Raw genomic sequence first — 14763 nt, forward strand, 5'->3', positions numbered from 1 at the left:
GAAAATTTCTAGTTACTTGCTGATTTACATAAATTCAAGATATTCGTTTAGTTCAAGCCCCTAATGACCTACGTATGATAAAGCAGAGGACAAGAAAAGACAGGAAAAAGGATAATTCTTAGTTGAAATTTTGGATTGTTGAAAGGAGAGAAATAAATTATATGTATCATCCATCGACGGTGATCATCACCATCTTCGCGTTTATCCTAACCATGGTGATGATATTTATCCGTCCGAAAAACATGAATGAAGCAATACCTGCAACAATTGGAGCAGTGCTGGTTTTAGTAAGTGGAAGTGTATCCTTAGTAGATTTACTTGATATTAGTTCGAAAGTAACTGGAGCTGCCATCACTATAATCGCCACAATCGTCATGGCCATTGTTCTTGAAAGTTTTGGTTTTTTTAAATGGACAGCGGCATTAATGTTAAAAGTATCAAATGGTTCGGGAATAAGATTGTTTTGGTATACCTTATTGCTGTGCTTTTTAATGACACTTTTCTTTAATAATGATGGTAGCATCTTAATTACCACACCCATCTTAATATTAATTCTAAAACATTTAGGACTAAATAAACGGCAAATGATCCCCTATTTATTAAGTGGAGCTTTAATCGCAACAGCCTCTAGCGCACCTATAGGTGTAAGTAATATTGTAAATTTAATTGCTTTAAAAATTATCGGAATGGATCTTTATCTTCATACTGCTATGATGTTTGTTCCTGGAACTCTAGGTTTGTTATTCCTATCCGGATTATTATTCCTTGTTTTTAGAAAGGAATTGCCGAAACAGCTTCGTTATCATTCCTACTCGATACCATTGCATCAGAATAATCGCTATCACCCCTTAAAGAAAAATTCTGAAGAGATCTTTGTTAAACATAAAAAGCTAATGATTCATATGCTTATATTTGTATTTATCATGCGAATTAGTCTCTTCATTGCTTCATTTATCGGAATCTCAGTTTCCTTAGTTGCCGTAATCGGGTCTATCGTCCTTTTGATTTGGAGATGGGTACGTATTGGAATAAGTCCGAAGGATATGTTAGTTAAAACACCATGGCAAATATTAATCTTTGCCTTCAATATGTACATCATCATTTATGGTCTTCATAATATAGGGTTAACCAACTTTTTAGTAGAACAATTAAGTTCTTTGGTTCAAGGCAGTTTGTTCCATGCAAGTATTACAATGGGCGTATTAACTGCAGTATTATCGAACCTATTTAACAACCATCCAGCATTGATGGTTGCTACTATTTCGCTGACAGAAATGGGATTACCACCACTTACACTGAAAACAGTCTATCTTGCTAATATTATCGGAAGTGACATTGGTTCTTTATTACTTCCAATTGGAACGTTAGCGACACTAATTTGGATGCACATCCTTAAGGCGAATAAAATTACCATAACTTGGATGGAATATTTACGAGTTACCATTATCGTGATTCCTCCAGCATTAATCTTCACACTTATCAGTTTGTACTTATGGCTGTTACTGGTTTATGTTTAAACATACTGAGGGACCCACCAATTGGTGGTCCTTATTTTTTGCTATTAGTAGCTTTTAGCGAACTTTAATGATTCTTTGGAATAGTGGATACAGCAAATAGCCAATGAAAAATCCAATTACATTTAAAATAAGATCATCAATATCCAAGCTGCCTCTACTTGTAAAATATTGTAATAACTCAATCGACGAAACGAAGAGAATGGGAATATACAATAATTGAAAAGGAGTACATTTTTTAACTTTTAGAAATAAACCAAAGGGAATGAACAAACCTATATTTGCCGCCAAATTATAAAATGAAATCAACCCGTTCACTTTTCCTGATAGATAAAAAGCAATGGTAGAAAAGGGAACTAGATTTACTGACTGGTAGGTATGGTTTCCAGGTCGAAAGAATAGCAAAATGAATAAAGCAATCGTGTAAAGAAGTAAAAGCATACAAAAATGAGAGAAGCGAAGCTGTACCGTTTCCTTTCGTATAAACATGACGATGATGAAAACGGCTATAACCATACAGAATAAGACAACACCTAAGACGATAGGATGGAGATAGGAGACTAATGGAACGAATTCAGTAGATAATAGAGCAAATAGAATGATAGCTATAAGTAAAGATAATAAAAGTGATTTTTTCATAATGCGATTGACCTCGTTCACGATTTTTTCCATTATAGCACTAAACACCAATTTAATGTTAGAACCGTCCATTCTGTGATGGTTCACATAAAAGAGGAGGATTTGAAAGCAGTCCGAGAGTTTCAGGATAATTCACTATAAAAGGTAATCACAAAACGCTATTCCAGAATGACGTTCGTGTTATTCTTTTTTTTGCCTTTTTCAAGCGGAAGAGCCTTTTTTTATTAAAACAAGCATTACACTGGATTAGCTTTAACGTTTGTTTCTTACGTTAAATATTATAGTAATAAAAGGTAGGTGAGTAAAATGTATTTGGTCGGCTTTTATTCGCCAAAAGCGAAATCAGGTGTAACCGAATTGTCTTTATCTATTTATCATTGGCTTAAAATGAATACTGATTTATCTGCTGCATTTATTTCATACGGCCCACTAGAGAAGGAAGGGCAAACAAAAGAGGTGATCCACGAATTTTCTAAACTGACCCTAACAGAACAAAAACGAATAGTAAAAAATATGAAGAAAGAGTACGATATCATTATTTATGATGCCTCAAGCCAACTCTCAGAGGGTGTTTTAAAACTTTTGCCTATAGTTGACAGACTATTTGTTGTTGGTGAAGAGCATACAGATTTTGCAGTCAAACTTCACCAAATTATCCAGTTCAACAAAACTTTTGATAAAAATGTAAAAAACTTCATTCAGCATTTAAAAGGGAACAAAACCTTTATTATTCGTGAAAACAAGGAGGGTAGAGTGATTGGTTTTAATCATACAAAAAAAGAAACCAATGATATCGGGCAAATGGTGTATCGAGATTATGTGACACGATATTTGGAAGAGAAATTTATTGAAAAAAATGAAAAAATATATAAAAAAATTAAACAAATTCCAAAAGAAATATTATTTAGAGGGTTGTATGAGCTTGGTATTGATTTCGAGAAAGCATTGCTCTTTCATGAATATGTTCTTTTACGAGAAGCTTTGGGTCAAAATTATCAGGAAGCACTCGAAAACTTATTTCCCTTACTGATTAATTCCACTTTTGAAGTAATCCTCGAAAAATTTCAAAATGAAATAAAATTCATAGCAAAATTAAAACTATCCTAAAAAAGTCAGGAACCTGATTTCCTGACTTTTACTGATTGTTTGAAGATACATACTTAACAAATTCTCCAATTACGGTATAATATTATCTGGTAGAACCTATCATTGAAGAAAATAGTTGATGAAATTGACTATTTTTATTACTATTTTGTGTATAGTCAAAGTTGAAAGTGAGTGGACAATATGGGCCGTAAATGGAACAATATTAAAGAAAAGAAAGCTTCAAAAGATGCAAATACAAGTCGAATCTATGCGAAATTCGGAGTGGAAATTTATGTAGCAGCAAGAAGAGGGGAACCAAACCCTGAATCCAATCAGGCTTTAAAATTTGTATTAGAACGGGCTAAAACGTACAATGTACCAAGGCACATTATTGACCGTGCAATAGAAAAAGCTAAAGGCGGATCAGAGGAAAGCTACTCTGAGCTTCGTTATGAAGGCTTTGGACCAAATGGTTCAATGGTTATCGTCGATGCATTAACGAACAATGTTAACCGTACGGCATCAGATGTTCGTGCTGCATTTGGTAAAAATGGTGGAAATATGGGTGTCAGCGGTTCTGTTGCCTATATGTTCGACGAAACAGCAGTGATTGGTCTTGAAGGAAAAACAGCGGATGAAGTCCTTGAGCTTTTAATGGAAGCAGATGTAGACGTACGTGACATCCTGGAAGAAGAAGATTCTGTTATCGTATACGCAGAACCAGATCAGTTCCATGCCGTTCAAGAAGCTTTTACAAATGCTGGAATCAAGGAATTTACGGTTGCAGAATTAACCATGCTTGCACAAAACGAAGTAACCCTTCCTGAAGATGCTCAGGCTAAATTTGAAAAAATGATTGACGTCTTGGAAGAATTAGAAGATGTACAACAAGTTTACCATAATGTTGATTTAGGTGAATAGGACGAACTGGAGACCTTTGTTTTTGAACAGAGGTCTTCACTTTTCGGTTTTGTTAGAGAGGAGAAATGTATGTCAAATACAGTAAAAATTCAAAAGCCCAAAATACCGCAAGACCTAAAACCTATAGACTTTTATCCATGTGAAGAAAATCTTTTTGAATTATGTACCATAAGTGACTGTTCCATTATAAATAAAGATATACATAGATTAAGGTTTGAACAAGTAATTTTTAAAAATGTGATTTTTCAAGATGTATCCTTTAAAAACATCGAATTAACGGACGTACTATTTGATCACTGTGACCTATCAAACACAGATTTTAGAAATGGCAGTATTCATCGTGTTGAATTTATTGATTCCAAAATCCTTGGTCTAAATCTGTCAGACGCTTCACTTGGCAATGTTTTTTTTCAAAACTGTAATGCAAATTTAATTTCGTTTGGCTATTCCAAATTAAAACAGGTTGTTTTTGATTCTTGTTCACTACGCAATGCAGATTATTATGAATCAAACTTTATTAAAGTTGCCTTTAAAGAGTGTGATCTGAATGAAGCAAACTTTGAAAGAACCCCTTTAAAGGGTGTTGATTTAAGCAGTTGTACCTTTGATCAATTAAATGTATCAATTAATGACTTAGCTGGATGTGAAGTTACATCATCCCAAGCCATAGGATTTGCACGTTTACTAGGCTTGATAATAAAATAAGAATTGTTAAATAGCAGATTGGGATGGGCATGAAATAAAAACAAAAACGACACACTATATAAAAAAAGGGGATATTACAATGAAACAAGCATTAGATTCTAAGGTAATAACCGTATTAGAAGATAAGATTCAATTGATAAAAACAGAAAAAGGCGCAATATACTTAGTTGGACCTATCAAGCTGCCTGTTAACCTATATGGAGAAACCGTTGAATTCAAATGGTACTGTTGGTTAAATTGTAAAGAGGTTACCGAAGACTTTGAAAGGATCATTGATAAATTATCCTCTTCCAATTTAGCTGAATTTCAACAGTCCAGTGTTTTAGTTTATGGGGACTTTGAATATTCGGAGGATGCGATCATTCGCATGCATTCAATTTGTCACACAGGTGATATTTTTGGCAGCAAACGTTGTGATTGCGGATATCAGCTGAAAAAATCAATGAAAATGATTCAAGAACATGGAACAGGCGCCCTATTCTACTTGGCTAACCACGAAGGTAGAGGAATTGGGTTATTCAGTAAAGCAATGGCTTATGTTCTTCAAGAAAATGGCTATGACACGGTTGAAGCAAATGAGGGGCTAGGGTTCGTTGATGACTCTAGAAACTACAGTGATGCCATTCAGGTTCTAAAGGCAATTCGACAAAAACCAGTTACGTTAATGACGAATAACCCTAAAAAGTTAAATGCATTAAAAGAAGCAGGATTAGAGGTTGCAGGACGTCAACCATTATGGGGAGATGTATCTGAATATAATGAGAAATATTTACAGACAAAAATTAATAAGTCAGGACATCTAGAAGAAGATGAAGGGGCTTGCCCAAATGACTAATCATGAATTTTACATGGATATAGCCATAAAAAATGCACAGGCCATGAAAGGTCAGACTGACCCGAACCCATTAGTTGGTTCGGTTATTGTAAATGATAACCGAGTTGTTGGAATTGGGGCACATTTGAAGGCAGGCGAACCTCATGCAGAGATTCATGCCATTCGAATGGCTGGTGAGAAAGCACAAGGTGGAACCATTTACGTGACCCTCGAGCCTTGTTCCCATCATGGCAGAACAGGTCCTTGTGCGGTGGCGATTGTCGAGGCAGGGATTAAAAAGGTTGTGATTGCAACCCTAGATCCAAATCCAGTTGTTTCAGGGAATGGTGTGAAAATCTTAAAGGATGCTGGCATTGAAGTAATTACTGGTGTTCGTCAAGAAGAATCACAAAGAATGAATGAAGTATTTAATAAATTTATTGTTGAGAAAACACCCTTTATCACACTGAAGGCAGGAATAACCTTAGACGGTAAAATCGCCACCCACTCATTTGACAGCAAATGGATTACTTCTGAAGCAGCAAGAGAAGATGTCCACCATCTAAGAAATGAGAATATGGGGATTCTGGTTGGGGTTAACACGGTCATAAAAGATAATCCCGAGCTCACAACACGGATATCGAATGGACGAAATCCAGTTCGTATTGTTATGGACTCGACATTAAGAATACCTTTAGAGTCTAAACTGATAACCGATAAACTAGCAGAAACATGGATATTTACCGGTGAACGGTTTGACCAAGATAAGCGAAAAATTTTAGAGGGCTTAGGTATTCGCGTATTTCAGACCAGTGGGTCAACTGTTAATCCAGTAGAAGTATTGCAAATCTTAGGGGAAGAGCTGATTTCATCCGTTTTGATTGAAGGCGGAGGCACGGTTAACTGGTCATTTTTGGAAAATAAATTAATTGATAAAGTAGTGCTCTATGTAGCACCAAAAATTATTGGCGGCCAGCATGCACCTTCTTTCCTTGCAGGTACTGGGATGGATAAAATGAAGGATGCGGTAGAACTTTCCAATCTTTCTGTCCATCAAATCGGCAAAGATTATAAATTTATGGGGTATCCAATCTATACCCATGAGGAGTCATAAAATGAAATTTGGTTTTGATATTGATGATACACTCATCAATTTAAGAGAACATGCTTTTACGATTTACAATAAAAAGTTAAATAAAAACGTACCGATCGAAGATTTTCACGCCTTGAATAGGGTTGAAATCCATGAACCCTTCGGATTAACGGATGAACAGGGTAGTGAATTGTGGAAATCCTCGTTAGAAGAAATTTATTTTACAAACTGTCCTCCGTTTCCAAATGCGGTCGAAACACTACAGAAATTAGATGATAAGGGGCACGAGATTTACTACATAACGGCTAGACCCAAGGAACATGGGGAACAGACCAAAGAATGGATGAAAGAACAAGGCTTCCCTGTTAGAGATGACCGATTTTTCTACGGGATGCAGGATCATGAAAAAGTACAAATCATTAAGGAACTACAACTTGATTATTACTTTGATGATAAAGCTGAAGTTTTAGATACACTAACACACGATTCTTTAAAAGTATTCGTAAGGGACCAGTCCTATAATCGACATTTACAATATCCTCGTATTCTAGACTGGACGGAGTTAAAGGGAGTATTAAAAAAAGAGTTATAGAGGACAACACGCTGAAGTATTATTTCAGCGTGTTATTTTTTTGGAAATGATATTCACATAATTATCATATGTTTCAATTATTACATCTTCCCTTTTCGACATAATTGGATTGTATTTGTTGCTAGTCATTTACAAAACATATATATCTATTAAGGTATTAAGGAATTAAGTCGAATCCGTGTATTCAACGTCGTTAATTATTGATTTTGTCCGTTCCGTAAGGGTGCTACAATGAGGACAAAATAAGTTTACATATCAATAAAGCTATTTTCAAAAAGGAGGTACCGATGACAAAAAAACAATGTATCGCCATGTTGTTAGCCGGAGGGAAGGGATCAAGGCTAAAGGAGTTAACGAGAAATGTAGCAAAGCCAGCTGTACCGTTTGGCGGTAAGTACAGGATTATTGACTTTGCATTAAGCAACTGCAAGAACTCTAGCATTGATACCGTTGGAATCCTTACTCAATATAAACAAGAGACCCTTCAAACCTATATTGAGGATGGCGGAAAATGGGGGTTAAATCGAAAAATTGGTGGTGTCGCCATCCTTCAGCCGAATCATAATGATAATGGAAAAAATAGTTATAAAGGAACGGCGCATGCTGTATTCGAAAACATTCAGTATATAGAAAGTCAAAATCCCGAATATGTTCTTATCCTTTCAGGTGATCACATCTATAAAATGGATTACTCTAAAATGATCATGGAGCATAAGCTATCAGGTGCCGACGCCACTATTTCGGTAATCAATGTCCCATGGAGTGAGGCTAGTCGATTTGGAATTATCAATATGGAACCCGATGCACAGACCATTATTGACTTCGAGGAAAAACCTGAACAGCCAAAATCTAATCTCGCATCAATGGGTATCTATCTATTCAATTGGCCAATTTTAAAAAAATATCTAGTATTAGAGGAGAACAATCCATCCTCTTCAAAAGATTTTGGCAAAGATGTGATCCCAACAATGATTCGAGACAATCTCCATCTTCATGCCTATCGGTTTAATGGGTATTGGAAGGATGTTGGAACAGTCGAGAGCTTTTGGGAAGCCAATATGGATTTATTGTCGGCACGCACCAATCCGATAATTGTAAATGAAGAATGGAGAATTTATACATCTGGGTTACCGCAGCCTCCTATGTACTTGGATGCAGAAGCATCATTAAGCAAATCTATTATTAGTGAAGGCTGTAAGGTATTTGGAAGGGTAGAAAATTCCGTACTCTTTAATGGAGTAACTGTTGCAAAGGGTGCCTATATTAAGGATTCCGTTATTTTGCCTAATGCCATCATAGGTGTGAATGCGGTGATAAACCGTGCTGTAATCGGAAGTGGTAGTGTAATTGGAGAAAGGATTAAGATTGGGGATTCTGTGCCATTCAGTGATATTACTTTGATTGGGGATAATCAAACGGTTCAACAACCCTTGGAAAAAGTTAATAGATTATGAACTGAAGCGAAGTCGTAGCGGTTTCGCTTTTTTCTTGACTTCATCGCAAACTTGTTGTATTATTATCTCATATTCAAGATATTTAAATTCAAAGTAATAACAGGAGGTGGTTAAGATGGATTTGATATGCACAAACACTCCATTTTTATTATTAATGCAAACTTCTAAAGCAATTCAGGATCGAATTAGGGATGAAATGACAAAAAATAATTTGAGTGTAACTGAATTTTCTGCTTTAGAAGTGCTTTATTATAAAGAGAAACAAACCATCCAACAGATTGGCAACTCCATCCTCATATCAAGTGGATCGATGACATACGTGATTGATAAATTAGAAAAAAGGGGCTTAATAAAACGAAATGATTGTCGGGATGACCGTCGGGTTATTCATGTCACATTAACCAGTGATGGTAAAAATCTAATGAATGAAATTATGCCGAAACATCAACAGTTAGTTGATTATATATTTGATTCATTGAATAAAGATGAAACAGCAACCCTCACAAAGCTTTTGGAAAAAGTAAAGAATAAAATAGAGAGATAATTTTTTACTACATATCTCTCATTCGGGATTCCTTACATTAGACTAAGTAGTAATGGAGCGGCATAAGCTAAAAAAGCTAATCATAATGTTACTGATTAGCTTTTTCGATTTTGTATTAAGGGCTCGGAGCCAATATACTATTTAAGTTTATTAGATTCCTTTTTAATTTCTTTTACTGTTTTGTCAATTTGCTCTCCCCAATGATCATTGATGGTATTGAAAATAATCCTTCCATCTTTATCCATTAACGCGTAGCCACGATAAGCAGTATCAACATTTTTCATGTCCATGACATCAATTAATTCTAACTTAGGATCCGAAATGAAGGTAAGGCTTTGTCCAAAATGATCTTCTAATTCCTTATATAATTCATTTTGTTCCTCTGGTAGGTCTTTACTAATTATGTACTTCTCTACATTCAATCCTTCAAATTTATCAAGATTTTCATGCAACTGAACTAGTTGCTTAAGGCAGACGCCTCAGGTGTAGCTTGTAAGAAAAAAGAAAACAGTCGGTTTTTCTAATGGAAAAGTTACTTCTTCCTGTTTATTATTTAACAAGGTGATTGGTTCACTTAGAGTCTTTTGTCCGCATGCGGATAAAACAAAAATTGCAATAAGGAACAAGACCATTATTCTTGGTTTCATGTGGTTCTCCTTTTTATTATTTTTTTATAAGCAAAAATTAATAAGTTAATTGTAGTGTAAACAATGATATCTATCAAATAATACACTTATCCATGGTCAAAAAAACCAGATTGGAATTTCCATTCTGGTTTTTCACTGCTTATTTTTTATCAGCAAGCCATGATGCCACAGCATCTGCGTCTTCACCTTTTAGAATTCCTCCGGGCATACCGCCTTTTCCATTTAGAATAATTTCTTCGATTTCATCTTTAGAATATTTTGTGCCAATCTTATCAAGATCCGGTGCTCCGCCACTAACTAAATCTCCACCGTGACAGGAAGAGCAGCTTTGTTGAAATAAAGCATCTCCATCACCTGTATCTGCGGTTTGTTCCTGTTCCTTAGTAGGTGTTGTGTTTTGTTCTGTTTTTTCACCCCCACCACCGCATGCGGTGATAAAGCCAAGCAAAGCAAAACAAATGATTCCATAAAGCCATTTTTTCACATTATTCACCTCCAACTAATAATAGGTTTTCAATTTATGCTTGGAAATATTCCATTGGAAATCTGCTTGTCTAGTTTCAGCGCATTTTTTGCAAAACATTCAAATAATCGTTTGACCGTTTCTATCCACTTTGAATATAATATAATCAAATGAATATTTGAATGAGGATGAGCAATGGGCAATTCGGAAAAAATAATGTTTATTCGTCCGATTATGCTGACACTGATTTAAGTCACTTTTGCTCACGAATGGAGGGGATGGCACATGAGTAACGCATTGGAAAGAGCAAATGAAAAAAATGTTTACCGAATACAAGGATTCACCTGAGCCAGCTGTGCCACAAAGTTCGAAAAGAACGTAAAACACCTGGATGGTGTTTTGGAGGCAAGCGTAAACTTTGGTGCTGCCAAACTAACGGTTTATGGTGATACAACCATAGAGGAAATTGAAAGAGCAGGGGCCTTTGAAAATATAAAAGTGTTTCCTGAAAAACAGAAAATAGAAGAGGAAAAAGTTCCGTTCTTGCAAAAGCACTCAACGGTTATCGTCTCAATTGTTTTCCTTCTAATTGGCTGGATGGCTGCTCAATTGAATAGTGAAGAGAGTATCTCTTCCATTCTAGCCTATGGTGCTGCTATTTTGATTGGTGGGTACCGCTTATTTACAACTGGTATCAAAAACTTGATTCGTTTTGAATTTGATATGAAAACCCTGATGACGATTGCAGTCATTGGAGCTGCATTTATTGGAGAATGGGGGGAAGGAGCTACCGTAGTTATCCTGTTTGCTATAAGTGAAGCGCTAGAATCGTATTCCATGGATAAAGCGAGGCAATCGATTCGTTCGTTAATGGATATCGCTCCCAAGGAGGCGATAATTCGCAGAGGCAATCATGAATTCACCGTTGAAGTAGATGATATATTAATTGGTGATATCATGATTGTTAAACCAGGGCAAAAAATTGCTATGGATGGAATTATCGTTAAAGGGTTATCGGCCGTGAATCAGGCTTCGATTACTGGTGAATCTGTACCAGTGGCAAAAACGGTTGCGGATGAAGTATTCGCTGGGACATTAAATGAAGAAGGATTGCTTGAGGTAAGAGTCACCAAACATGTCGATGATACAACGATCGCAAAAATCATTCATCTTGTTGAGGAAGCTCAAGCGGAACGAGCTCCATCCCAAGCTTTTGTTGATCGATTTGCGAAGTATTATACACCAGTTATTATGCTCGTTGCTTTAGGTGTTGCTGTAATACCGCCTTTGTTCTTTGGGGCAGATTGGGATAAATGGATCTACCAAGGGTTAGCCGCACTCGTCGTTGGCTGTCCGTGTGCACTTGTTATTTCAACTCCAGTGGCGATTGTAACAGCTATAGGAAATGCTGCTCGTAACGGCGTTCTTATTAAAGGTGGTATTCATCTAGAAGAAATGGGAGCAATTAAAGCGATTGCCTTTGATAAAACCGGAACTCTCACTGAAGGAGTTCCGGTTGTAACAGATTTCCTTCCAATGAAAAAAACTAATTCACATGAATTATTTGCTATTATCGCTGCATTAGAGCATGGTTCACAGCATCCATTAGCTTCAGCAATAGTGAAAAAAGCTGTACATGAAAACATACGATATAAAGAACTTGAAATCACAGATTTCATGTCGATAACAGGAAAGGGCATAAAAGGGAAAGTTTACAATAAAATTTATTATGTAGGCAGCCCGCTTTTATTTGAAGAACTCCTACCATATGGAATTCCAGCTGACTTGAGAATGATCATATCAGATTACCAAAATAAAGGAAAAACAGTAATGGTTGCTGGAACTGATACTGAAATCCTAGGGCTTTTAGCCGTTGCAGATGGGGTTAGGGGGAACAGTAAATCTGTCATACAAAAACTGCAGATATTAGGTATTCAAGAAACCATTATGTTAACCGGTGATAATAAAGGAACTGCAAGGGCAATCGGAAATCAAGTGGGGATTTCTACTATTAAGGCAGAATTGCTCCCACAAGATAAATTAGCCTTTATTAAAGAACTACGAAGGAAATATGACAAGGTTGCAATGGTGGGAGATGGGGCGAATGATGCACCTGCTTTAGCTGCAGCAACTGTTGGAATTGCTATGGGGGGAGCAGGGACCGATACTGCACTTGAAACAGCGGATATCGCTCTAATGGCAGATGATTTGAGCAAACTTCCATTTACACTAAAACTAAGTAGAAAAGCGTTAACAATTATCAAGCAAAATATTACATTCTCATTAGGGATTAAACTTGTTGCCTTATTATTAGTCATACCAGGTTGGCTCACACTTTGGATTGCAATCTTTGCGGATATGGGTGCTACACTTATTGTTACACTTAATGGATTAAGACTTCTTAAGATAAAAGAAAAGAAGAAAGGCATTTAGCAAAATTAGGACTTAAATAATCGACTTAAATATCTCAATAAGGATTAGGTATGAACTTTAAAAAACAGCTATCGAGAATACCTCGACAGCTGTTTTTTAAAGCTCAGTCACTCCCAATATCTAATACTTTCCGTTTTAGATGTAGGTTCTCTCTTAATCACTTTGCCTGTGGCGTCGAAATATACTTCATATTCCTTATAAATTTCCACGTAATAACCGTCCATTTTTTCAACACTGTCGAGCCTGTTCTCCAAGACCGGCAAGTCTATTGGCGGTTGGACATCGACTGGCTGTGCCACTGCTGGTTCGCTGGACGAGTATGAATAGCCACTATGAATAAAAGAGTATGGAGAATCAAGATAGGCCACCAGTAAAATAATGATCCCCAGGAATAAAAACGTTGTGAAATGAGAGCGTAGTTTCATAAATCGCAACTCCTTTATACAAGTACATCTTCGTAACCTATCATATGCATGTCCTTTTTACTTATGCTAGTTTGTTTTCAAGATTAACGCTTTCGAACGATATACTTGATATAAAACAAAAGCTAAAACGGAAATGATTACTCCAGATATATAGGGTAAGCCGATGGATAACGAGAATAACCATCCACCTAGTGGAGGTCCCACAATTCTGCCTAATGAGTCAAAGGAAGAAAGAAGTCCTGTGGCGCTTCCATGACCTGCTGTGGTTGTTTTGGTAAGCAGGGAAGAAACACTCGGACGTATTACTCCGTTTCCAATACCAAAAATAGTTAAAAAAATCGCAGCAGTTGAAAAACTATTCACCAGTAAAATCAATCCAAACCCTATTGCTGAAACAATAATTCCACCTTGAATTACAGAACCTTCACCATATTTCTTCGTTAGTTTCCCCATTAAACCACCCTGAACCATTGCTCCAGCAAATCCCATAATCATAAAGATGTATCCTAGATCAGTGGCGTTAAGTCCTGCCTTTTTCGCTGCAAAGTAGGCAAAGGTTGCTTCTAAGCCAGAAAGAGATAGAGAAATAAATAGCTGTAAAATAAATAAAACCGATGAGGGACCACTAAAGGATTGCCATAACGATTGCCTTTTTTCTGCAGTTGCATTTTCAGTGTTTTTCTTCAAAGTTTCTTTTAATAAAAAGAATACAAGAATCAAGGTTAGTATAGATGAAAAACCTGCTAAGTAAAAAGGCATACTCATGCTGTTTTTCGAAAAGATTCCACCGATTGCAGGTCCAAACACAAAACCTAGTCCAACAGCTGCTCCAATGATTCCCATTCCTTTACCACGGTTTTCAGGAGTGGTTATATCGGCAACGTAGGCCATTGCTGTCGGCATATTTGCGGAGGAAAGAAGACCCCCAATAATCCGAGCAGCGAATAACATCCAAAGCTCTGTTGCCATAGCCTGGATAAAAAATGATAGTGCAAGTCCCGCTATCCCAATCAGCATAACTGGCTTTCGCCCAATGCGATCAGACAATCTACCCCAAAATGGTGCGAAAATCAGCTGCATCAGCGAATATACGGCCATTAATAAACCAAGCTGAAATGTATCAGCACCAAGTTCTTCAGCATAAAAGGGAAGAACAGGAATGATAATACCAAAACCGATCATGACTAAAAACATCACTAAAAATAAAATAGGTAAAGCTCTTTTTGTTTCCAATAACTCCAACTCCTAAATAATTTCAACAGTTCAAATCTTTATGTACTATGGAATCATATTTTTGACCGCTATGCTTAGAATAATTGAAAACAGGAAGCTAATACAAGTATTTCACCATATTATTTTGTAAACAGCTGAGAATGTGCATTTAACCGAGCTTATCAATAAGATAGCAAAAACATATCACCTGCTAGCTAATG

The 14763-nt window shown here is 36.4% G+C and carries 15 protein-coding genes and 1 pseudogene; 10 read left to right on the plus strand and 6 right to left on the minus strand.

Going from position 1 to position 14763, the window contains the following annotated elements; all coding sequences use genetic code 11:
* Positions 1–191 precede the first annotated feature (191 nt).
* Positions 192–1517 carry an arsenic transporter gene (locus BLR86_RS19335; RefSeq protein WP_254782383.1) on the plus strand — a complete coding sequence of 442 codons (1326 nt, stop codon included), beginning with the start codon at positions 192–194 and terminating at the stop codon, positions 1515–1517.
* 54 nt (positions 1518–1571) lie between these two features.
* Here BLR86_RS19335 and BLR86_RS19340 read toward each other — a convergent pair whose 3' ends face one another.
* Positions 1572–2186, minus strand: coding sequence for a VanZ family protein (locus tag BLR86_RS19340; RefSeq protein WP_090765328.1), 615 nt, complete (start codon positions 2184–2186; stop codon positions 1572–1574).
* A 324-nt stretch (positions 2187–2510) separates the two neighbouring features.
* Between BLR86_RS19340 and BLR86_RS19345 the strand changes: the two genes are divergently transcribed.
* The 8 genes from BLR86_RS19345 to BLR86_RS19380 all read left to right on the plus strand — a co-directional run bounded on the left by BLR86_RS19345 (position 2511) and on the right by BLR86_RS19380 (position 9362).
* Positions 2511–3260 carry a hypothetical protein gene (locus BLR86_RS19345; protein ID WP_175492970.1) on the plus strand — a complete coding sequence of 250 codons (750 nt, stop codon included), beginning with the start codon at positions 2511–2513 and terminating at the stop codon, positions 3258–3260.
* Positions 3261–3440: 180 nt separating this feature from the next.
* Positions 3441–4160, plus strand: a complete 720-nt coding sequence (locus BLR86_RS19350; RefSeq protein ID WP_090765334.1) for a YebC/PmpR family DNA-binding transcriptional regulator — start codon at positions 3441–3443, stop codon at positions 4158–4160.
* A gap of 69 nt (positions 4161–4229) precedes the next feature.
* Positions 4230–4865: a pentapeptide repeat-containing protein gene (locus BLR86_RS19355; RefSeq protein WP_090765337.1), complete on the plus strand. Its 636-nt coding sequence runs from the start codon at positions 4230–4232 to the stop codon at positions 4863–4865.
* Positions 4866–4944: 79 nt separating this feature from the next.
* Positions 4945–5700 carry a GTP cyclohydrolase II gene (locus BLR86_RS19360; protein WP_090765340.1) on the plus strand — a complete coding sequence of 252 codons (756 nt, stop codon included), beginning with the start codon at positions 4945–4947 and terminating at the stop codon, positions 5698–5700.
* Positions 5693–6793 (plus strand): bifunctional diaminohydroxyphosphoribosylaminopyrimidine deaminase/5-amino-6-(5-phosphoribosylamino)uracil reductase RibD, encoded by a 1101-nt coding sequence (gene ribD / locus BLR86_RS19365; protein ID WP_090765343.1) that lies wholly within the window; start codon positions 5693–5695, stop codon positions 6791–6793. The genes BLR86_RS19360 and ribD overlap by 8 nt, the downstream gene beginning before the upstream one ends.
* Before the next feature lies 1 nt (position 6794).
* Positions 6795–7364, plus strand: a complete 570-nt coding sequence (locus BLR86_RS19370; RefSeq protein WP_090765346.1) for a 5' nucleotidase, NT5C type — start codon at positions 6795–6797, stop codon at positions 7362–7364.
* A gap of 287 nt (positions 7365–7651) precedes the next feature.
* On the plus strand, positions 7652–8818 hold the full coding sequence (locus BLR86_RS19375; protein ID WP_090765349.1) for a glucose-1-phosphate adenylyltransferase: 1167 nt from the start codon (positions 7652–7654) through the stop codon (positions 8816–8818).
* A gap of 115 nt (positions 8819–8933) precedes the next feature.
* Positions 8934–9362, plus strand: coding sequence for a MarR family winged helix-turn-helix transcriptional regulator (locus tag BLR86_RS19380; protein ID WP_090765352.1), 429 nt, complete (start codon positions 8934–8936; stop codon positions 9360–9362).
* A gap of 137 nt (positions 9363–9499) precedes the next feature.
* Here BLR86_RS19380 and BLR86_RS19385 read toward each other — a convergent pair.
* The 3 genes and pseudogenes from BLR86_RS19385 to cccB form a co-directional block, all read right to left on the minus strand.
* A pseudogene (locus BLR86_RS19385) lies at positions 9500–9826 on the minus strand (hypothetical protein); the annotation flags it as partial.
* A 15-nt stretch (positions 9827–9841) separates the two neighbouring features.
* Entirely contained in the window at positions 9842–10009 is a 168-nt protein-coding gene (locus BLR86_RS26200) for a lipoprotein (protein ID WP_175492971.1), read from the minus strand.
* Positions 10010–10148: 139 nt separating this feature from the next.
* Complete coding sequence (cccB, locus tag BLR86_RS19390) at positions 10149–10493, minus strand: cytochrome c551 (RefSeq protein WP_254782379.1); 345 nt, start codon at positions 10491–10493, stop codon at positions 10149–10151.
* Between the two features lie 264 nt (positions 10494–10757).
* Between cccB and BLR86_RS19395 the strand changes: the two genes are divergently transcribed.
* Positions 10758–12905 carry a heavy metal translocating P-type ATPase gene (locus BLR86_RS19395; RefSeq protein WP_090765358.1) on the plus strand — a complete coding sequence of 716 codons (2148 nt, stop codon included), beginning with the start codon at positions 10758–10760 and terminating at the stop codon, positions 12903–12905.
* 107 nt (positions 12906–13012) lie between these two features.
* On the opposite strand, the gene BLR86_RS19400 is transcribed toward BLR86_RS19395, so the two are convergent.
* Positions 13013–13330: a hypothetical protein gene (locus BLR86_RS19400; RefSeq protein ID WP_090765361.1), complete on the minus strand. Its 318-nt coding sequence runs from the start codon at positions 13328–13330 to the stop codon at positions 13013–13015.
* A gap of 66 nt (positions 13331–13396) precedes the next feature.
* Positions 13397–14563 (minus strand): MFS transporter, encoded by a 1167-nt coding sequence (locus BLR86_RS19405; RefSeq protein WP_090765364.1) that lies wholly within the window; start codon positions 14561–14563, stop codon positions 13397–13399.
* Between the last annotated feature and the right edge of the window lie 200 nt (positions 14564–14763).

The sequence above is a fragment of the Bacillus sp. OK048 genome (genome assembly GCF_900103525.1).
Taxonomy (GTDB): Bacteria; Bacillota; Bacilli; order Bacillales; family Cytobacillaceae; genus Neobacillus.